Genomic DNA, 19,014 nt, shown 5'->3' on the forward strand with positions numbered 1-19,014 from the left:
CCCCGGAAGGCCGTGCCGGTGCTGTCGGGGCAAACGCTACCCGGCGCGGCGCGTCGTCCTCAGCCGGACAGCACCAAGCCCAGGTAGACCAGCGTGGTCACCACCTCCACGACGGCCCCCAGCACGTCGCCGGTGATGCCGCCGAGCCGGCGTACCAGATGGCGCAGCAGGCCGGTGGCGACGGCGAGTGCGGCGAGCACGGCCAGCGGCCCCTGCCACGGCCGGCCCGGCACGGCCGGCACCGCCACCAGTGCGACGGCGACCGTGCCGACGACCGGCGCGAGCGGCCCGACCGTCCCGGCGACCAGCGCGCCCAGCCCGTCGGGGCGGGCGGCCGGCACCCCCCGGCGGCAGGCCAGGGTCACCCCGAGCCGGCCGGCGGCGGTGCCGGCCAACACCGCCGCGAGCGCCGCCGGCCAGGACCGCCCGGCCAACTCGGCCAGCGTCGCCGTCTGGACCAGCAGCACGACCACCAGCGCGACCACGCCGAACGGGCCGACGTCCGGCTTTTTCATGATCTCCAGTGCCGCCGTGCCCCGCCGGTAGGAGCCCAGCGCGTCCACGGTGTCGGCCAGCCCGTCCAGGTGCAGCCCCCGCGTGAGCAGGGCCGCCGCCGCGACGGTCACCCCGGCGGCGACCAGGGGCGGGGCGAGCGCGGCCAGGCCGAGCAGCAGCGCGCCCAGCACCGCCCCGAGCAGCAGCCCGACCAGGGGCGCGAGCGCCATCGCGGTGCCCGCCGTCGCCCGGTCGATCCGCCCGGCCCGGACCGGGACGGTGGTGAGGGTGGTCAGCGCCAGCCGGAACCCGTCGCCGCGCCCCGACTCAGCCGGCACGCCGGCCGGACGGGTCGGGCTCCGGCCCGGCGTCGGCGGGGGCGGTGGTGGTCGGCCCCGGGCCGGCCGGCGTCGGCTCGGCGAACTCCGGGGTGACGTCGGGCTGCCCCGCCTCGCCCACGGCGGCCACCGGCGCGGCGGGCTCCCCCTCGTGGTCGAGGGTGGTCGCGGCGGCACCGGTGGCCTCGTCGTCGGGGCCGCCGTGGTGCGGGTGCACCGGCAGCGACCCGGCCAGCGCCAGCACCGAGCGCAGCAGCGGCAGCGCGGCCAGCGCGTTCGCCCCCTCGCCCAGGTCGAGCCGCAGGTCCAGCAGCGGGGTCAGGCCGAGCACGTCGGCGGCGAGCCGGACCGCCGGGTGACCGCCGTGGTCGACCAGCAGGCACCAGTGCCGGGCCTGACCGGCCAGATCCCGGGCGACCATGCCGGCGGCCAGCCCGACCGGCCCGTCGAGCAGCACCGGCACCCGGCGGGCGGTCGCCCCGAGCAGCACGCCGCAGGCCACCGCCACGTCACCGCCGCCCAGTTCGGCCAGGATGTCCTTGGCGTCGCGGGGGGAGCGGCGGGTGCGGTGCAGCGCGTCGCGGACCGTCGCGCACCGCACCATCCAGGCCGCGTCGTCGATCTCGCCGTCGGCGGTGTGCACCCGGCCGAGCACCGTCGGGGCCTCCGCGCCGGCCGTCGCGACCAGCACCGCCGCGGCGGCGGCCTCCGCGCCCGCGCCGCACGCCCCCAGCACCAGCAGCCGTACGCCCGCCTCGGCGGCCTCCTCGGCCAACCGCCAGCCGTAGCGCAGCGCCGACTCGACGGTGTCGGCGTCCAGCGCCGGCCCGTGCTCGATCGGCGCGGCCGGCGGGGCGTCCACCACCTGCAGGCCGGCCCCGTTCTCGGCGGCCAGCCGGGCCAGCGCCCCCCGGCCGGCGCGGGCCTGCCGGGCCAGCCGGGTCGACTCCCCGACCGGTGCCCCGGCCGCCACGCCACCGGCGTGGTCGCCGTGCAGCAGCAGCACCCGGACGTCCGTCCACGGCGTCGGGGTGGGGGTGCCCTGGGTGGCGGCGGCGAACTCGACCACCCGTTCCAGCACGCCCAGCCCGGCCCCCGGCAGGTCGAGGGTGCCGAGCCGCTGCACCGCCTGCGGGCCGGCGTACTCGTCGGGCATCGGCAGTTCCATGCCGGGCTGGATGACCAGGCCGGTGGCGACCACCGGCAGCGCCATGGTCGGCGTGGTCCAGGTCTCGCCGGCCGGGGTCTGCGGTGCCGGCGGCACGGCGGGGGTGAGCACCTCCGGCAGCGGCCCGTCGGCCGGGACCGTGGCGACGGTGGCCGGGGTGCCGCCGTCCCGCTCGTCGACCGGGGCGGCTGCCCGGGTGGGTACGCCGACCGGCGGGACCGGTGCCGACGGCTTCAGCCAGACCGGCTGGCCGGCGACCACCAGCGCGACCGCGTCGCAGGCGTCCGCGACGGCCCGGTTCGCGGCACCCAGCGCGTCGGCGAACGCCCGCCCCAGCGGGGTGGTCGGCACCAGCGACAGCCCCACCTCCGGGCTGACCAGGACGATCCGTGCCTCGCTGGCGCGTACCGCGTCGGCCAGTTCGGTGATGGTGGCGACGTCGTCGGCCGGCTGGTGGGCCGGGTCGAGCAGCACGGTCACCCAACCGCCCAGGTCATCCACCAGCAGCGTCTCGTTCGGGCCGGCTGAGGCGAGCACGTCGGCCAGCCGGCGCGGGTCCTCGGCGGTCTCCTCGGTGGTCCAGTTCCCCGGCCGGCGGGCCCGGTGGGCGGCGAGCCGGGTGGCCCACTCGGTGTCGTCCGGGTCGGCGGCGGCCGAGGTCGCCACGTAGCGCACCGTGGGCGCGTCGGCCACCAGGGACTCGGCGAACTCCGACTTGCCCGAACGGATACCGCCGAGCACCAGGACCGTGTTCCACCCCTCAACCGACATGCCCGTACCTTAAAGCCGCCCGACCCGGCCCCGCCCGCCGGCCCGGACCCGGCACGCTGGGCGGAACCCGGGTGCGGGGGCGTGCGTGCGGTGCGCGGCGCTGCCGGCCGACTACGCTTGCGGGGATCCGTCCCCCGGGGACGGTTGAGCGGCGAGGGGAGACGCGGCATGGCGTGGAGCTGGCGGTACGAGGGCACGGACGGCGCAGCGGTCGACGGGCCGGCGGAGACGTTCAGCAGCCAGGCGGACGCCGAGTCCTGGATCGGCCAGACCTGGCGGGAGCTCGCGTCGTCCGGCGTCACCGCGGTCACGCTCGTCGAGGACGACCGGGTCGACTACCGGATGAGCCTGCTGCCGACGGCGGAGTGATGGCGGGCGACCGCCCGGGGGGCGAGCCGCTGGTGCTCGGCGTGCCCCGGGCGGCGTTCCGGCCCAGCCCGGTCTTCCTGGCCCTGGTCGCGCTGTTCGTCACCAGCGGCGTGCTCGCCTGGAACGGGGTGGGCAACGTCCGGTTCGACGTGTTCCTCTTCGTCGTCTCCGGCTGGCTGGTCTCGCTGTGCCTGCACGAGTACGCGCACGCCGTGGTCGCCTACCGGGCCGGCGACCGGGACATCGCCCACCGGGGCTACCTGACGTTGAACCCGCTGAAGTACACCCACCCGCTGCTGTCGATCGTGCTGCCGGTGGTGGTGGTGCTGCTCGGCGGCATCGGCCTGCCCGGCGGGGCGGTCTGGGTGGACCGGCACGCCATCCCGGGCCGGCTGCGGCACACCCTGGTCAGCCTCGCCGGCCCGGCCACCAACGTGCTGTTCACCCTGCTGCTGGTGGTGGTGCTGCGGGTGGGCATCGGCGCGGGCGGCCCGGTCGAGTTCTGGGCCGGGGTGGCGCTGCTGGGGTTCCTCCAGCTCACCGCGAGCGTGTTGAACCTGCTGCCGGTGCCCGGCCTGGACGGCGGCAACATGATCCAGCCGTGGCTCGGCCCGCAGTACCGCCGGATGTACGACCTCTTCGCGCCGTTCGGGTTCATCCTGCTGTTCGCGCTGCTGTGGAACCCGCGCATCGGCGGCTGGTTCTTCAGCGCCGTGTTCTGGCTCAGCGACCTGCTGGGGCTGCCGCCGTGGCTCTACGGCACCGGGCTGTCCCTGATCCGCTTCTGGCAGAGCTGACCGCACCCCACCCCGCGACGATCCGGGGTGGGGTGCGGCCGGTGCCGGTCAGGGCCGCCTGGCCGGGCTCTCCGTCTTGCCCGGGTCGCGCTCGGTGACCGGGGCGACGATGTCGTCGATGGCCTTGAGCAGGTCGGCCTCCAGGGTCACCCCGGCGGCCTTGACGTTGTCGTGCACCTGGTCCGGGCGGGACGCGCCGATGATCGCCGAGGCGACGTTGGGGTTCTGCAACACCCAGGCGACGGCGAGCTGCGGCATGGTCAGCCCGGCCTGCTCGGCGAGCGGCTTGAGCTGCTGCACCCGGGTCAACACCTCGTCATTGAGCCACTGCGCGATGAAGTTCGCGCCGGACTTCTCGTCGGTGGCCCGGGAACCGGCCGGCGGCGGCTGGCCCGGCAGGTACTTGCCGGACAGCACCCCCTGCGCCATCGGCGACCAGACGATCTGCGAGATGCCCAGTTCCTCGCTGGCCGGCACGACCTCGGCCTCGATGACCCGCCACAGCATCGAGTACTGCGGCTGGTTGGACACCAGCGGGACGCGCAGCTCCCGGGCGAGGGCGTGCGCCTCGCGCAGCTGCGACGCCTTCCACTCCGAGACGCCGATGTAGTGCGCCTTGCCGGCGTGCACGACGTCGGCGAACGCCTCCATCGTCTCCTCCAGCGGCGTGCTGTAGTCGTACCGGTGGGCCTGGTAGAGGTCCACGTAGTCGGTCTGGAGGCGACGCAGCGAGCCGTTGATCGACTCCATGATGTGCTTGCGGGACAGGCCCCGGTCGTTGCGGCCGGGACCGGTCGGCCAGTAGACCTTCGTGAAGATCTCCAGCCCTTCCCGGCGCTCCCCGGCCAGCGCCTTGCCGAGCACCGTCTCGGCCCGCGTACCGGCATAGACGTCGGCGGTGTCGAAGGTGGTGATGCCGGTGTCCAGGGCGGCCCGGACACACGCCAGCGCCGCCTCCTCCTCGACCTGCGAACCGTGGGTGATCCAGTTGCCGTACGAGATCTCACTGACCATGAGGCCCGAGCGGCCAAGGTGTCGGAATTCCATGCTCCGACCCTAGCCCCGTCCGGTGCCGGGCACCCGGCGGCGCGACCGGCGTCAGAGCACGGGGTGGGCGTCGGTGAGCAACCGGTCGATCTCCGCCACCACCGTGTCCCAGTCGGGGTGCACCGGGGGGATCAGCGGTTCGCCCCGCCGGTCCAGCGCTCCCCAGTGGTTCATCCCGTCGCCGACCAGGAACGCCACCGGGTGCACCACCAGCGCCGGGTGCACCGGCCGGACCAGCACGGCGCCGGTGCGGTCGAGCACCCCACGCCGGCCGGCCAGCTCCACCACGGCCAGCCCCTCGTCGGTGAACCCGTCGAGCCGGCGGCCGTCGGACAGCGTCGTGTCGATCCCGTGGTAGCGCGGCGGGACGACCAGCCGGCCGTGCCGGTCCACCGCCCCCCAGCCGCCCCGACGTACCGCCGCCACCCCGGCCCGGAACGGCCTGACCTCCTCGAAGCCCGCCGGCACCACCACCGTCCCGTCCGGCTCGATCGCCGACCAGTCCGCGTCGCCGCCCTGCGACACCCAGGCCAGGCCGTCGGAGAAGGCCAGTACCCGGGCGTACGCGGGACCGAGCAGGGTGCCGCCGGTCTCGTCGATCAGCTCCCACCCGGCCTGGTCGGGGCGGCGTACCCAGGCCATCCGCTCGTGGAACGGCTGCGCCTCGACGTACCGGTAGTCGACGACGAGCTCACCGTCGGTGTCGGCGTACCCCCAGCGACCCTGGCCGTCGTGCGTGGGGCGCGGGGACCGGCGGCCGTGCCGCACCTCGTCCCGGCTTCGCGGGTACGGCCCGAAGCCGCCCCGGGCCGCCGCGCGGGCGTGCACCGCGTCCAGACACACCGCGATCCGGTCGGTCAGCTCCCTGTCCTCGGCCCGGTGCAGGTCCAGGGCCCGTTCGAAGTGTCCACACGCCTCGATCAACCGGCCCTGGTCGTAGCAGGACCGGCCGGCGTGCTCGTGCAGCGCCGAGCGCAGCCGGTCCGGCAGTTCCGTCGAGTTGGCCTCGGTGAACAGCCGGTCGGCCTCGGTGAACTCACCCTTCCACCGCAGCGCCTCGGCCAGCCGTGCCCGGGCCAGCGCGGTACGCCGCAGCTCACCTGTCGCCTCCGCGTAGGTCAACGCGAGCCGGCCGTCGGCCACCGCGTCGTCCAGGTCGTCGACCAGCCGGGACAGCACCGCCCGCAGGCTGAGCAGCCGGGCGCGGGCCCGGTTGTCCAGTGCCGAGGCGAGCTTCTCGGTCAACCGGCGGCGGATGCCGCGTAGCTCCGCCGGGTCGTCGACCACCTCGCGCAGGGTCTCCGGGTCCAGCCGCCACCGGTAGCCGGCGAGCACCTGCTCCGGGTCGGCCGGCCGGGCCGCCGCCGCGGCGTTCCCGGTCGCGGCCGGGGTGCCCGCGGTGGTGGACCGGTCCCCGGTGGCCTCCTGCGGTGTGCTGGTCCGGCTTCCGGTCGCCACCGGGTCGGTGGCGGTGGGCCGGTCCGCAGTCCCGGCCGGGCGGTCGGCTGGTCCGGTGACGCCGTCGACTGCTCCGGCAACGTCCGCGACCGGTTCCGTCATGCCGTCCGCCGCCACCGCACCGGCCGTGCCGTCAGCGGGGGCAGCGGCCGCCGGACCGGCACCGCCGGTGCCGACGGTCACGGTGCTGTCCGGCCCGGTGCCGACGGTCACGGTGCTGTCCGGCCCGGTGCCGACCGGACCGGTGCCGGTGCCGCCGGTGACGGGTGCGGGGGACACCGGGACGGTGCGGTCGGGAACGACCACCGGGACGGCGTGGTCGCCGGCCGGGTCGCGCCCGGTGGTGGCGGCCGGGGTGGACTCCCGGGTCGGGCCGGCGTCGACGTCCACCGTGCCGGACCGGTTCTCCGGGCCGTCCCCGCCCGGCACGTCCAGCGGCGTGGCCGGGTCCGGCGTCGCGGAAGGACCGCTCCCGGCGGTTCGGCGGGTCCCGACGACCGGACCGGGGGCGTCGGGGGTCGCCGGGACGGGCTGCCCGGCGGCGGGCTGCCGGACGGCGGCTCCGACGTCGGCCGGGCCGTCCACGGGCTGCACCCCGGTTGCCGCGGAGGCCCGGATGCCGGGGTCGGCGGGGCCGTCGGGCGGGGTGGTGGACCGGCCCGGGTCGCCGGTCGTCGGGGGGACCGGGCCCGGGTCGGTGGAATCCGACGGGGAGGCCGGCGAACGGGGCACGGGTACGTCCGTGCCGCCGGTCGGTGCCCCGTCGGGCGTGGCCGGGCGTCCGGTCGTGGCCACGTCGGGCGCGGCACCGCCCGTCGGTCGGTCGGCCGTCGTCGTGCCGTCGGGCGGGGTGGCCGGCGTGGGGGTGGACCGGCCGGGCCGGAACCAGGCCGCCGAGCCGCCCGGCGTGGTGGGGGTGCTGACGGGACGGCCGGTGCCGCCGGACTCCGGTGCCGGCGGAACGTACCGGCGGGGCCGGTCGGGGGTGATCTCCAGGGCGGGCCGGTCGGAGGGGGGTGCCGCCGGCGGGCGTCCGGCGGCACCCGGGTCGGTGGGTCGGTCGGTCCCGGGTGCGGTCGGGGAGTGTCCGGTGGGCCGGTCGACCGGTGGCGCGTTCTCCGGCGGCCGGCGGAACTCGACGTGCAACCGGGTGGCCGGTGGCGCGGAGACCGGGGCGGCGTGGTCCGGGGCGGGGACGGGCGGCCGGCTGGCCGCGTGACGCCTGCGGGTGGGCAGCTCGGTGGGGGACGCGGGGGCGTCCGGTGGTAGGGCGGTCGGCCGGCTGGCCGGCGGGGCCGGTGCGGCGGAGCCCTCCGGCCGGCTGCCGGTGGGCGGTGGGGGAGGACCGGGCCGGGGACCCCACGGACCGGTGGCGGGCCGGCCCGCCGTGGTCGTGCCGGGTGGCGACGACACGGGGGCCGACGACACGGGGGCCGACGACACCGGGGCCGGTGACACCGGCGACCCGGAGACCGGTGCCCCGGACACCGGACGGGCGGGCGGTGGGTCGAGGGGCGGAATGCTGCCGCCGGCACGACCGTCGCCGGGCTGCCCCGGCGCGGTCCGGGCCGCCGGACGGTCCTCGTGGCGGGTGGGCGGATCGTGCCGGGCGGGGTACGCCGGCCGCCCGTCGCGGCCGTGGTCCGGTTCCCGGGTCGGGCGGGGCCCGGCGTCGCTACGACCCCACGGCTCGCGGTACGGCTCGTCCTGCGGACGCAGGTCGGGGTACGCCACGTGGCGGGCCGCCGGCTCGTACGGCTGGGCCGGCCGGCGCTCGTCGTGGCCGCGCGGATGCTGCCACCGCTCCTCGGGGATGGCCGGCGTCGCGCCCCGGCCGTCGTGGCGCGGTGGGCGGCCGGGCGGGGTGTCGTCGCGCGGGCGGGCCGGCGGGGTGTCGTGCGGCGGGCGCTGCCACCGGTCCGCGTGCCCGTGGGCGGCGGGCCGTCGGTCGGCGTCCCGACGGGGCGGGTCGTCGTCCCGGAACCGGGTCGGCAGGTCACCGCCCCGCGCGGGTCCGGCCGGGTGCGGGTCGTACCGGTCGGCGGCGCGGCGGAGCGGCTCGTCGTCGACCCGGTGACCGGGTGCGGCGGTGGGGCGTTCGCTGGTGGTGCGCCGCCGGGGCGGGCCCTCGTCGGGTTCGCGCCGCCGGTCCGGCTCGGTGAACCGGTCGGGGCGGTCGCGGGGCGGCTCGTGGCGGGGCGCGGGGGACACGGGCGGCTGGCCGGGGGAGACCGGGGTGATCCCGGGGGCGCTGCGCTCCTGCCGGGGCGGGCTGTCGTACCGGTCGGTGTCGGCCCGGTCGCGGTGCCAACCGGTCGGTGCCGGTTCGGCGCCGCCCCGCCGGCGGTCCGACCAGCTGACCCGGTCGGTCCGCCGGTCGACGTCGGATCGGTCGTCGGGCCGCCCGGACGCGGGCTGCCGGCGTTCCCGCTGCCAGACCGGCTCGTCCGACGGCCGCCGGTACGCCTCGTCGGCGGGCCCCCGGTACGTCTCGTCGGCCAGCCGGCGGTACGGGTCGTGGGCGTGCCGCTCGTCCCGGGCGTCGTCCCGGCGGGACGACCCGTCGTCCAGGTCGGACCAGGACCGGCCGAGGTACGTGCCGTCGGGGCGGGTCGGGGCGAGCGGGGGCACCTCGGCGCGGCCGGAGGCGGTGACCCGTCCCCGGGGGTCGGCGTACTGGGAGCCGAGGTCGCCGGGATAACGCTGGCCGGGGAACTGCGGGTGCCATTCGCTGGTCGGCTCGATCACCCAGGACGGTTCCGCGGGGGCGTCCCAACGGTCGGACCAGCCCGTCACCGGAGGGCTCCGGGTCCACGCGTGCGGCGCGGCCCGATGCCCGGCTCGCGTCGCTCGCTCACGGCGGTGTCACCTCGTTGCAAATTGTCGTGCAGGGCGCCCCGGGATGCCGGTAGAGTCCCCCGTCCGGCACGGCGGGGCTGCGGAAGGAGGGTAACGGCGTGGGCTCGGTCACCGCCACTGCGGCTCCGTCCACGAGCGCAAACGTTACCCGATGGTTCCGGACATTCGGGGCTTTATCCCGGGCCGGCTTCCGTCGCTACTCCACCTACCGGCAGGCCGCCGTGGCCGGTGCCGTGACCAACACCGTGTTCGGCTTCCTGCACTGCGCGGTGCTGCTGGCCGCGGCCGGTTCCGGGACCGTCGGCGGGTACGACCGGCCGCAGCTCGCCACCTTCGTCTGGATGGGTCAGGGGCTGCTCGCCGTGGTGCTGCTCTGGGGCTGGAGCGACCTGGCCGACCGGATCCGTACCGGCGACGTGGCCGCCGACCTGCTCCGCCCGGTGCACCCGGTGACCAGCTACCTCGCCACCGATCTGGGGCGGGCCGGGTACGCGGCACTGGCCCGGCTGCTGCCGCCGGTCCTGGTGGGTCCGCTGTTCTTCGACGTGTACCTGCCGTCCCGGTGGCCCACCGTCGGGCTCTTCGTGGTCTCCGTGGTGACCGCCGTGGTGCTCTGCTTCGGTTGCCGGTTCCTGGTCAACGCCGCCGCCTACTGGTGGCAGGACGCGCGGGGTCCGCTGCTGCTGTGGACCCTCGGCTCGGGGGTGCTGGCCGGGCTCTACTTTCCGCTGCGGTTCCTGCCCGACTGGCTGCAACTGGTGCTGTGGTGCGGCACCCCGTTCCCGAGCCTGATGCAGACCCCGCTCGACGTGCTGGTGGAGCGGGACCCACCGGCGGTCCAGGTCGGCCTGGTCGCGCTCCAGCTCGGCTGGGCGGTGCTGGTGCTGGCCGCCTGCCGGCTGGTGCAGCGGCGGGCCGAACGTCGGCTGGTGGTGCAGGGTGGTTGAGCACCGGGCGGCGGTGACTGCGGTGGACCGTCCGGCTCGGCCGGGTGGGACGTTCGGGGCGTACCGGGCGTTGCTCGGGGCACAGGCCCGTGCGCAGACCACCTACCGGGCCTCGTTCCTGCTCGACCTGGTGGGCAACGTGGGGGCCACCGTGTTCGACGTGGTCACCGTCCTGGTGATCTACGGGGTGACCCGGGAGCTGGGCGGGTTCACGCTGCGCGAGACGCTGGTGATGGTGGGGCTGTCGTCCAGCGCCTTCGCCGTGGCGGACCTGCTGGTCGGCAACATCGAGCGGCTGCCCACCCACGTGCGGACCGGCCTGTTCGACGCGGTGCTGCTGCGCCCGCTCGGCGCGCTGCCCCAACTGCTGCTGATGAACCTGCCACTGCGCAAGGTGTCCCGGGGCCTGTTCGGGGTGGGCGTGCTGGTGGTGGCGCTGACTTCGGCCGGGATCGACTGGACGCCGGCCCGGGTGGCGTTGGCGGTGGTCGCCCCGCTGGCCGGGGTGGTGTTCTTCGGGTCGCTCTTCGTGGCCACCGCCACCGTGTCGTTCTGGTGGGTCGACTCCGGCGAGTTGGCCAACTCGGTCACCTACGGCGGGCGGGACTTCACCACGTACCCGGTGACCGTCTTCGACGGGTGGTTCCGGGCCGCCTTCGCGTACGGCCTGGGGTTCGCCTTCGTCAGTTACCAGCCGGCGCTGGCGCTGCTGGGCCGCGCCGACCCGCTCGGCCTGCCGTCGTGGGCCGGCTGGGCCGCGCCGGGGGTGGCGCTGGTCGCCGTCGCGGTCGCGGCGGCGGCCTGGCGCACCGGCATCCGCCACTACCGGAGTACGGGGTCATGAGCGTCATCGAGCTGGACGGGCTGCGCAAGGAGTTCACGGTACGGGTGAAGACGGGCCGGCTGCGCCGGGAGAAGCGGACCGTCACCGCCGTGGACGGCATCGCCCTGCGGGTGGAGCACGGCGAGATGCTCGGCTACATCGGCCCGAACGGGGCGGGCAAGTCGACCACCCTGAAGATGCTCACCGGGGTGCTGACCCCGTCGGCGGGTCGGGCCCGGGTGTGCGGGCTGCGCCCGGTCGCCGACCGGACCCGGCTGGCGCTGCGCATCGGGGTGGTCTTCGGCCAGCGTTCCCAGCTCTGGTGGGACCTGCCGCTGGCCGACTCGTTCGACCTGCTGCGGCACCTCTACCGGGTACCGGCCGCCGCGCACGCCGCCCGGCTGCGCCGCTGCCGCGACCTGCTCGACCTGGACGACTTCCTGGCCACCCCGGTCCGCCAGCTCTCGCTGGGGCAGCGGATGCGCGGCGAGTTGACCGCCGCGCTGCTGCACGACCCGCAGGTGCTCTTCCTCGACGAACCGACCATCGGGCTGGACGTGGTGAGCAAGCAGGCCGTCCGGGGGTTCCTCGCCGAGCTGGGCCGTACCGGCGACACCACCCTGGTGCTCACCACCCACGACCTGGCCGACATCGAGCGGCTCTGCGCCCGGCTGGTGGTGGTCGACCACGGCCGGGTGGTGCACGACGGGACGATCGCCGCCCTGCACGCCCGGTACGGCTCCCGCCGGCTCGTCGTCGCCGACCTGGACGCCCCGCTGGCGGTCCCGCCGCAGCCGGCGGGGGCGGCGTTGCACCGGGTCGAGGCGGACGGCCACCGGCTGGTCTACGCGTTGGAGTCGGCGGGGGTGGCGGGGGTGGTCGCCGCGCTGGCCGGGTTGGTCGCGCTGCGTGACCTCTCGATCGTCGAACCGGACATCGAGGACGTGGTGGCCCGGCTCTACCGCAACCCGGCCCCCGACCCGCGCGGCCCGTCCTGACCGCCGGTCAGATCGGGTCGCCGATGTTCACCCGGGGGGCCGGGGCGCGCATCCGGCGGAAGGTGATCGACCGCATGATCGCGTAGAGGTAGAGCGACCCCATCCGCTCGCCGCTGTTGGGGTGTCGTTCCCGCACCAGCTTCTTGATCCGCCGGGAGATCAGCACCGAGTCGATCACCACGCCGAGCGCGAGCGCACCCCACACCACGTTGGAGGCGAGCCGGATCGCCGACGGCATCGCCGCGTTCGACCCGATCAGCACGATCAACGCGCCGCCGAAGAACCAGGTGCCGATGGTCCGCCGGGAGTCGACCACGTTGCGGGCCAGCAGCCGTTCCGGCCCCCGGTCCCGGGGGCCGCCCTCGCGGCGGAACTCGGCGGCGGCCTCGGTGCGCGCCTTGCGGCGCTGCTCCCGGGCCTCCTCCTTGGTCAGCGGCCGGGTCGGGCCGGCCGGCCGGCGGCCGGCGACCGGCCGCTTCGGGGTCTCGACGCCCAGTTCCTTCTTGCTCGGGGTGTAGCCCCGGGGGCGCGCGGCGGGTGGCTCCTCGGTCACCACCGGGGCGGTGGCGGAGGAGTCGGAGTCGGCGGACTTGCGGCGAAACAGCGACGGCACGAGGTGAAGGGTAGCCATACGACGGCGCCCGGTGCACATCACGGGTGCACCGGGCGCTCGGTGGAACGGGTCGGACGGGCCGACGGCAGGGGTCGGGGCCGGCCGGGGGACGCGGCTGGTTACGGCCGCTCGACGTGCGCGCCGAGGCTGGCCAGCTTCGCCTCGAAGTCCTCGTAGCCCCGGTTGATCAGGTCGACGCCGTACACCCGGGAGGTGCCCTCGGCGGCGAGCGCCGCGATCAGGTGGCTGAACCCGGCCCGCAGGTCCGGGATGACCAGGTCGGCGGCGTGCAGCTTGCTCGGCCCGGCGATCACCGCGGAGTGCTTGAAGTTGCGCCGGCCGAACCGGCACGGGGTGCCGCCGAGGCAGTCCCGGTAGACCTGGATGTTGGCACCCATGGTGTTCAGCGCCTCGGTGTAGCCCAGCCGCTGCTCGTAGACCGTCTCGTGGACGATCGACAGCCCCCGGGCCTGGGTCAGCGCCACCACCAGCGGCTGCTGCCAGTCGGTCATGAAACCGGGGTGCACGTCGGTCTCCAGCGCCACCGCGTTCAGTTCGCCGCCCGGGTGCCAGAACCGGATGCCGCCCTCCTGGCCCGGGTCGCCGAGCTTCGGCGGGCGGGCGTCGGTGACCTCGTACTCGCCGCCGACGGAGCGGAAGACGTTCAGGAAGGTCATCATGTCGGCCTGCTGCGCGCCGAGCACCTCGACGTGCCCCCGGGTGGCCAGCGCCGCCGCCGCCCAGCTCGCCGCCTCGATCCGGTCGGGGATCGGCCGGTGGGTGTAGCCGTGCAGCTTCCTGACGCCCTGGATCTCGATCACCCGGTCGGTGTGCACCTTGATGATCGCGCCCATCTTCTGCAGGATGCAGATCAGGTCGATGATCTCAGGCTCGACGGCGGCGTTGCGCAGCTCGGTGACGCCCTCGGCCATCACCGCGGTCAGCAGCACCTGTTCGGTCGCGCCGACGCTCGGGTACGGCAGGGCGAACTTGGTGCCGTGCAGCCCGTTCGGCGCGGACAGGTGCAGACCCTCGGGGGTCTTGTCGACCGTCGCGCCGAACTCGCGCAGCGCCTGCAGGTGGAAGTCGATCGGGCGCGGGCCGATGTGGCAGCCGCCCAGGTCGGGGATGAAGGCGTGGCCGAGGCGGTGCAGCAGCGGGCCGCAGAACAGGATCGGGATCCGGCTGGAACCGGCATGCACGTTGATCTGGTCGGTGCTGGCGCTCTCGACGTTGGACGGGTCGAAGACCAGCTCACCGTCCTCGGTGCCGTCGGTCACCTTCACGCCGTGCAGGCCGAGCAGCCCGCGGACCACCTCGACGTCACGGATCTTGGGGACGTCGAACAGCCGGCTGGGCGAGTCGCCCAGCAGTGCCGCGACCATCGCCTTGGAGACCAGGTTCTTCGCGCCGCGCACGCGGATCCGCCCTTCGAGCGGGGTACCTCCGTGTACGACCAGGACGTCGTCCGTCAACGCAAACCTCCAGCGCGCGTCGGGTGGTGCGGGGTGAGTCGATGATGGGGCATGCCGTCCAGCTGTCCGGTACGAGCTGTCCAGCTACCCGGAGCGGGGCCGGCCCAAAACGGTCCCCGCGGTACGTCGCCCCGGCAGCATAGCCCTCCGTGACGAAATGGGAATCGGTCACCGCACCGGGACGGGAACGAACCGGGGAATCCGGTACGTTTCCGTACCTCGGTGGTGACGTCGGGTGATCAGGTGGTGGCGGGCGGCGGGGTGTCGGCGCCCGGCAGTGCGAGCATCTGGTCCAGCGCCACCCGGGCGTGGTGCGCGGTGTCCGAGTCGACGGTGATCTGGTTGACCACCCGGCCGGCGACCAGCTCCTCCAGGGCCCAGACCAGGTGCGGCAGGTCGATCCGGTTCATCGTGGAGCAGTAGCAGACGGCCTTGTCCAGGAACATGATCTGCTTGTCCGGGTGGGCCAGCGCCAGCCGGCGGACCAGGTTCAACTCGGTGCCGACCGCCCACGCCGAGCCGGCCGGGGCCGCCTCGATCGCCTTGATGATGTATTCCGTCGAACCCACCTGGTCGGCGGCGGTGACCACCTCGTGCCGGCACTCCGGGTGCACCAGCACGGTGACGCCGGGCACCCGGGCCCGGACGTCCTGCACGCTGTCCAGGGTGAACCGGCCGTGCACCGAGCAGTGCCCCCGCCACAGGATCATCTTCGCGTCGCGGACCTGCTCGGCGGTGAGCCCACCGTTCGGCTTGTGCGGGTCGTAGAGCACGCAGTCGTCGAGCGAGTAGCCCAGCTCCAGCACGGCGGTGTTGCGGCCGAGGTGCTGGTCGGGCAGGAACAGCACCTTCGAACCCTGCGCGTACGCCCAGTCCAGCGCCCGCCTGGCGTTCGACGAGGTGCAGACCACGCCGCCGTTGCGGCCGACGAAACCCTTGATGTCGGCCGAGGAGTTCATGTACGTCACCGGAACGGTGTCCGCCGCGACACCCAGGTCGGTCAGCACCTCCCAGGCCCGCTCGACCTGCGACAGCACCGCCATGTCGGCCATCGAACAGCCGGCCGCCAGGTCGGGCAGGATGACCCGCTGCGCGTCGCTGGTGAGGATGTCGGCACTCTCGGCCATGAAGTGCACGCCGCAGAAGACGATGTACTCCGCGTCGGGCCGGGCCGCGGCCTCCCGGGCCAGCTTGAACGAGTCGCCGGTGACGTCGGCGAACTGGATCACCTCGTCGCGCTGGTAGTGGTGGCCGAGGACGAACACCTTCGTGCCCAGCGCGGCCTTCGCCGCCGTCGCCCGGGCCACCAGGTCCGGGTCGCTCGGCGCCGGCAGGTCTCCCGGACACTCCACGCCACGCTCGGTGGCGGGGTCGCTGCCACGGCCGAGGAGCAGCAGCGCGGTCGCCGTGTTGGAGGGTTCCACCCAGGTCGAAGTCACGTCCTCATGGTCCCACAACGGGCCGTTCGCACGACCGCTGCCGGTGTGGGCTGCCACACTGCCCCGCGCCGATGTGTCCTGCCACACTCGGGGCATGCGCGTGCTGCTCTGCCCGGACAAGTTCGCCGGGACCCTGGAGGCCCCGGAGGTGGCCGCCGCCGTCGCCGCCGGCTGGCGCGAGGTCGACGACGCCGGCGAGCTGCTCATCCGTCCCCTCGCCGACGGCGGGCCGGGCTTCGTCACGGTGCTCGCGGGCGCGCTCGACGGCCGCCGGGTGACCGTGCCGACGGTCGACCCGCTGGGCCGGCCCGTCACCGGTGAGATCCTGCTCACCGCCGACGGCACCGGCTACCTGGAGAGCGCCCAGGCGTGCGGGCTGCACCTGCTGGCCGCCGCCGAACGGGATCCGAAGGCCACCACCTCGTACGGCCTCGGCGCGCTGGTCGCCGCCGCCGTCGAGCACGGTGCCCGGACGGTGGTGGTCGGGCTGGGCGGCTCCAGCACCAACGACGGCGGGGCCGGCCTGTTCGCCGCGCTCGGCGCGACCCCGCTCGACGACGCCGGCCGGGCCCTGCCGTACGGCGGTGCGGCGCTGGCCGCCGTCGCCGCCCTCGACGGGACGCCCCGGCTGCGCGACGCCACCCTGGTCGCCGCCACCGACGTGGACAACCCGCTGCTCGGCCTGCACGGCGCGAGCAACGTCTACGGCCCGCAGAAGGGCGCCGACCGGGCCGACGTGCTGCTGCTCGACGCCGCGTTGGAGCGCTGGGCGGCGGTGCTGGAGAAGGACCTGCCCGGCTGCCCGCCCGGCCTCGGCGGGCTGCCCGGCGGGGGCGCGGCCGGCGGCCTCGGCGCGGCGATCCTGGCCCTCGGTGGGCGCTGCGAATCCGGCATCGGCCTGGTCAGCCGGGCGATCGGGCTGGACGCCGCGCTGGACGACTGCGACCTGGTGATCACCGGGGAGGGCTCGTTCGACCACCAGTCGCTGCGCGGCAAGGTGGTCGCCGGGGTGGCCGGCGCGGCCCGCGACCGGGGGGTGCCCTGCGTGGTGTTGGCGGGGCGGGTGAGCACCGGCCGGCGGGAGGCCGCCTCCGCCGGGGTGACCGAGGCGTACAGCCTGGTGGAGCACTTCGGCGGCGAGGAACGCGGCGGGCTGGCGGCGGCGATGGGCCGGCCCGCCGAGGGGCTGCGGGCGCTCGGCGCGCGGCTGGCCCGGCAGTGGAGCCGCTGAGCCGCCGTGGCCACTCCGCCGGTGGCCCGGTGGTCGGGCCACCGGGGGCGGGCCGCGGCGGCGATCGCGCCGGCCGGGTGGCCTCCGCCGGGGCGGCGTACCATCGGAGATGGACCACACCGGGAATCACTGGCCGCGACGTGCTGTTGGCCAGGATGTCCGGACCCATACCGCGCAGGGAGATTTCCACGTGACCACGCCAGCGCAGACCGACCCGACCGAGGCCCAGGCCCCCACTTCCGTCGTCCTCACCGACGTCGCGGCGCAGAAGGTCAAGGCCCTGATCGAGCAGGAGGGCCGCGACGACCTGCGGCTGCGGGTCGCGGTGCAGCCGGGTGGCTGCTCCGGCCTGCGGTACCAGCTCTTCTTCGACGAGCGTTCGCTCGACGGTGACGTCGTCACCGACTTCGACGGGGTCGAGGTCGTCGTCGACCGGATGAGCGCCCCCTACCTGGCCGGGGCGACCATCGACTTCGCCGACCGGATCGACGCCCAGGGCTTCACCATCGACAACCCGAACGCGGGCAGCTCCTGCGCCTGCGGCGACTCGTTCAGCTGAGTCCCGGTCCGTCCGAGGGGGCCGTCCCGCGCCGGGACGGCCCCCTCGTCGTCCCGCCCGGACCGGTAGGCTGACCCGCGCCCTGCTCCCGACCCCGAGGGTTGACATGAAGATCGCCGTGACCGGCTCGATCGCGACCGACCACCTGATGAGCTTCCCGGGTCGCTTCGCCGACCAGCTCATCGCCGACCAGCTGCACAAGGTGTCGCTCTCCTTCCTGGTGGACGACCTGGTGCTGCGCCGGGGCGGGGTGGCCGCCAACATCGCCTTCGGCATGGGGCAGCTCGGGCTGCGTCCGGTCCTGCTCGGCGCGGTCGGTGCCGACTTCGCCGACTACCGCTCCTGGCTGGAGCGGCACGGCGTCGACTGCGATTCGGTGCACGTCAGTGAGGTGGCGCACACCGCCCGCTTCGTCTGCACCACCGACACCGACATGTGCCAGATCGCCTCGTTCTACGCGGGCGCGATGAGTGAGGCCCGCAACATCGAGCTGGGCCCCGTCGCGGACCGGCTCGGTGGCCTCGACCTGGTCCTGGTCAGCGCCAACGACCCGGAGGCGATGATCCGGCACTCGGCCGAGTGTCGGGACCGGGGCTACGCCTTCGTCGCCGATCCGTCCCAGCAGCTCGCCCGGATGGACGGCGCGGACGTGGTGTCCCTGATCGACGGCGCCGAGTACCTGATGACCAACGACTACGAGAAGTCGCTGCTGCAGAGCAAGGCCGGCCTGACCGACGCCCAGCTCCTGGAACGGGTGAAGGTCCGGGTCACCACCCTCGGCAAGGACGGCGTCGAGATCGCCACCCGGGACGCGGAGCCGTTGCGGGTACCGATCGCCCGGGAGATCCGGGCCATCGACCCGACCGGGGTCGGCGACGGTTTCCGGGCCGGCTTCTTCGCCGCCCTGTCCTGGGGTCTCGGCCTGGAGCGCGCCGCCCAGGTCGGCTCGCTGCTGGCCACCCTGGTGCTGGAGACGGTCGGCACCCAGGAGTACGACGTACGCCGCGACCTGTTCGTCAAGCGGCTGGCCGAGTCGTACGGTGACGCCGCCGCCGAGGACGTTCGGCCGCACCTGGTGCCATGACGCAGCTCCTGGTCGTGTTCGCCGGCCTGCCGGGGATGGGTAAGAGCACCCTCGCCGGGCAGGTCGGTGCGGCGCTGGGCGCGGCGGTGCTGGCGGTCGACCCGATCGAGCGGGCGCTGGCCCGGCACGGGCTGACCGGCCCCGGGGTGGGCCCGGCCGGTTACGAGGCGCTGGCCGGGCTGGCCGAGGTGCAGTTGGGGCTGGGCACCAGCGTGGTGGTCGACGCGGCCAACCCGGCGGCCGGCACGCGGGGGCTCTGGTTCGAGCTGGCCGAACGCGCCGGGGTGCCGCTGCGGCTGATCGAGGTGTACTGCGGCGACGAGGCGGAACTGCGCCGCCGGGTCGAGGCCCGGCACGCCGCCGACCCGCTCGCCCCGACCTGGGAGCAGACCCGCCAGCGCGGCACGGGGTACGAACCGCTGATCGGCCCCCGGCTGGTGGTCGACACCACCATCCCGATCGACCCGCTCCCGGCGATCCTGCGCTACCTCACCTGATCCCGGCCCGACTCGCTGTCCCGGTCCGGGCACCTGGCGTGCGGCC

General features: G+C 75.3%; 15 protein-coding genes and 1 pseudogene. 9 read left to right on the forward strand and 7 right to left on the reverse strand.

Annotated features, from left to right (window positions below; genetic code table 11):
- Window positions 1–59: 59 nt before the first annotated feature.
- A complete protein-coding gene (cobS, locus tag ACN260_RS07125; protein ID WP_422755233.1) occupies window positions 60–833 on the reverse strand; it encodes an adenosylcobinamide-GDP ribazoletransferase in 774 nt (257 codons plus the stop codon).
- Window positions 834–1,041: 208 nt separating this feature from the next.
- Window positions 1,042–2,772: pseudogene (locus ACN260_RS07130) on the reverse strand (bifunctional adenosylcobinamide kinase/adenosylcobinamide-phosphate guanylyltransferase); the annotation flags it as partial.
- A gap of 168 nt (window positions 2,773–2,940) precedes the next feature.
- On the opposite strand from ACN260_RS07130, the gene ACN260_RS07135 reads away from it, so the two are divergent.
- Both ACN260_RS07135 and ACN260_RS07140 read left to right on the forward strand, forming a co-directional pair.
- Window positions 2,941–3,141: a hypothetical protein gene (locus tag ACN260_RS07135; RefSeq protein ID WP_088644650.1), complete on the forward strand. Its 201-nt coding sequence runs from the start codon at window positions 2,941–2,943 to the stop codon at window positions 3,139–3,141.
- Window positions 3,141–3,938 carry a site-2 protease family protein gene (locus ACN260_RS07140; protein WP_422755234.1) on the forward strand — a complete coding sequence of 266 codons (798 nt, stop codon included), beginning with the start codon at window positions 3,141–3,143 and terminating at the stop codon, window positions 3,936–3,938. Before ACN260_RS07135 ends, ACN260_RS07140 begins: the two co-directional genes overlap by 1 nt.
- Window positions 3,939–3,986: 48 nt before the next feature.
- Here the strand turns inward: ACN260_RS07140 and ACN260_RS07145 are convergent, their stop codons facing one another.
- Complete coding sequence (locus ACN260_RS07145; RefSeq protein ID WP_422755235.1) at window positions 3,987–4,985, reverse strand: aldo/keto reductase family protein; 999 nt, start codon at window positions 4,983–4,985, stop codon at window positions 3,987–3,989.
- Between the two features lie 51 nt (window positions 4,986–5,036).
- Window positions 5,037–9,239, reverse strand: a complete 4,203-nt coding sequence (locus ACN260_RS07150; RefSeq protein ID WP_422755236.1) for a WG repeat-containing protein — start codon at window positions 9,237–9,239, stop codon at window positions 5,037–5,039.
- 161 nt (window positions 9,240–9,400) lie between these two features.
- Between ACN260_RS07150 and ACN260_RS07155 the strand changes: the two genes are divergently transcribed.
- The 3 genes from ACN260_RS07155 to ACN260_RS07165 are packed head-to-tail and all read left to right on the forward strand — an operon-like array spanning window position 9,401 to window position 12,070.
- Entirely contained in the window at window positions 9,401–10,249 is an 849-nt protein-coding gene (locus ACN260_RS07155; protein ID WP_422755237.1) for an ABC transporter permease, read from the forward strand.
- 22 nt (window positions 10,250–10,271) lie between these two features.
- Window positions 10,272–11,093, forward strand: coding sequence for an ABC transporter permease (locus ACN260_RS07160; protein WP_422755238.1), 822 nt, complete (start codon window positions 10,272–10,274; stop codon window positions 11,091–11,093).
- Window positions 11,090–12,070 (forward strand): ABC transporter ATP-binding protein, encoded by a 981-nt coding sequence (locus ACN260_RS07165; protein ID WP_422755239.1) that lies wholly within the window; start codon window positions 11,090–11,092, stop codon window positions 12,068–12,070. The genes ACN260_RS07160 and ACN260_RS07165 overlap by 4 nt, the downstream gene beginning before the upstream one ends.
- Window positions 12,071–12,077: 7 nt before the next feature.
- On the opposite strand, the gene ACN260_RS07170 is transcribed toward ACN260_RS07165, so the two are convergent.
- The 3 genes from ACN260_RS07170 to nadA all read right to left on the reverse strand — a co-directional run bounded on the left by ACN260_RS07170 (window position 12,078) and on the right by nadA (window position 15,597).
- A complete protein-coding gene (locus tag ACN260_RS07170; RefSeq protein ID WP_422755240.1) occupies window positions 12,078–12,683 on the reverse strand; it encodes a DUF3043 domain-containing protein in 606 nt (201 codons plus the stop codon).
- A 119-nt stretch (window positions 12,684–12,802) separates the two neighbouring features.
- Window positions 12,803–14,158, reverse strand: a complete 1,356-nt coding sequence (gene murA / locus ACN260_RS07175; protein ID WP_422755241.1) for a UDP-N-acetylglucosamine 1-carboxyvinyltransferase — start codon at window positions 14,156–14,158, stop codon at window positions 12,803–12,805.
- Between the two features lie 239 nt (window positions 14,159–14,397).
- Window positions 14,398–15,597: a quinolinate synthase NadA gene (gene nadA, locus ACN260_RS07180; protein ID WP_422755242.1), complete on the reverse strand. Its 1,200-nt coding sequence runs from the start codon at window positions 15,595–15,597 to the stop codon at window positions 14,398–14,400.
- A 94-nt stretch (window positions 15,598–15,691) separates the two neighbouring features.
- Between nadA and ACN260_RS07185 the strand changes: the two genes are divergently transcribed.
- From ACN260_RS07185 to ACN260_RS07200, 4 genes are all read left to right on the forward strand, one after another.
- The gene (locus ACN260_RS07185; RefSeq protein WP_422755243.1) at window positions 15,692–16,828 is read left to right on the forward strand and encodes a glycerate kinase; all 1,137 of its coding nucleotides are present in this window, start codon (window positions 15,692–15,694) and stop codon (window positions 16,826–16,828) included.
- A gap of 190 nt (window positions 16,829–17,018) precedes the next feature.
- The gene (gene erpA / locus ACN260_RS07190; protein WP_204959360.1) at window positions 17,019–17,387 is read left to right on the forward strand and encodes an iron-sulfur cluster insertion protein ErpA; all 369 of its coding nucleotides are present in this window, start codon (window positions 17,019–17,021) and stop codon (window positions 17,385–17,387) included.
- Between the two features lie 106 nt (window positions 17,388–17,493).
- Window positions 17,494–18,471 carry a carbohydrate kinase family protein gene (locus tag ACN260_RS07195; RefSeq protein ID WP_422755244.1) on the forward strand — a complete coding sequence of 326 codons (978 nt, stop codon included), beginning with the start codon at window positions 17,494–17,496 and terminating at the stop codon, window positions 18,469–18,471.
- The gene (locus tag ACN260_RS07200; RefSeq protein WP_422755245.1) at window positions 18,468–18,968 is read left to right on the forward strand and encodes an AAA family ATPase; all 501 of its coding nucleotides are present in this window, start codon (window positions 18,468–18,470) and stop codon (window positions 18,966–18,968) included. Before ACN260_RS07195 ends, ACN260_RS07200 begins: the two co-directional genes overlap by 4 nt.
- Window positions 18,969–19,014 lie beyond the last annotated feature (46 nt).

Source organism: Micromonospora sp. WMMD708 (assembly GCF_049315245.1).
GTDB lineage: Bacteria > Actinomycetota > Actinomycetes > Mycobacteriales > Micromonosporaceae > Micromonospora > Micromonospora wenchangensis.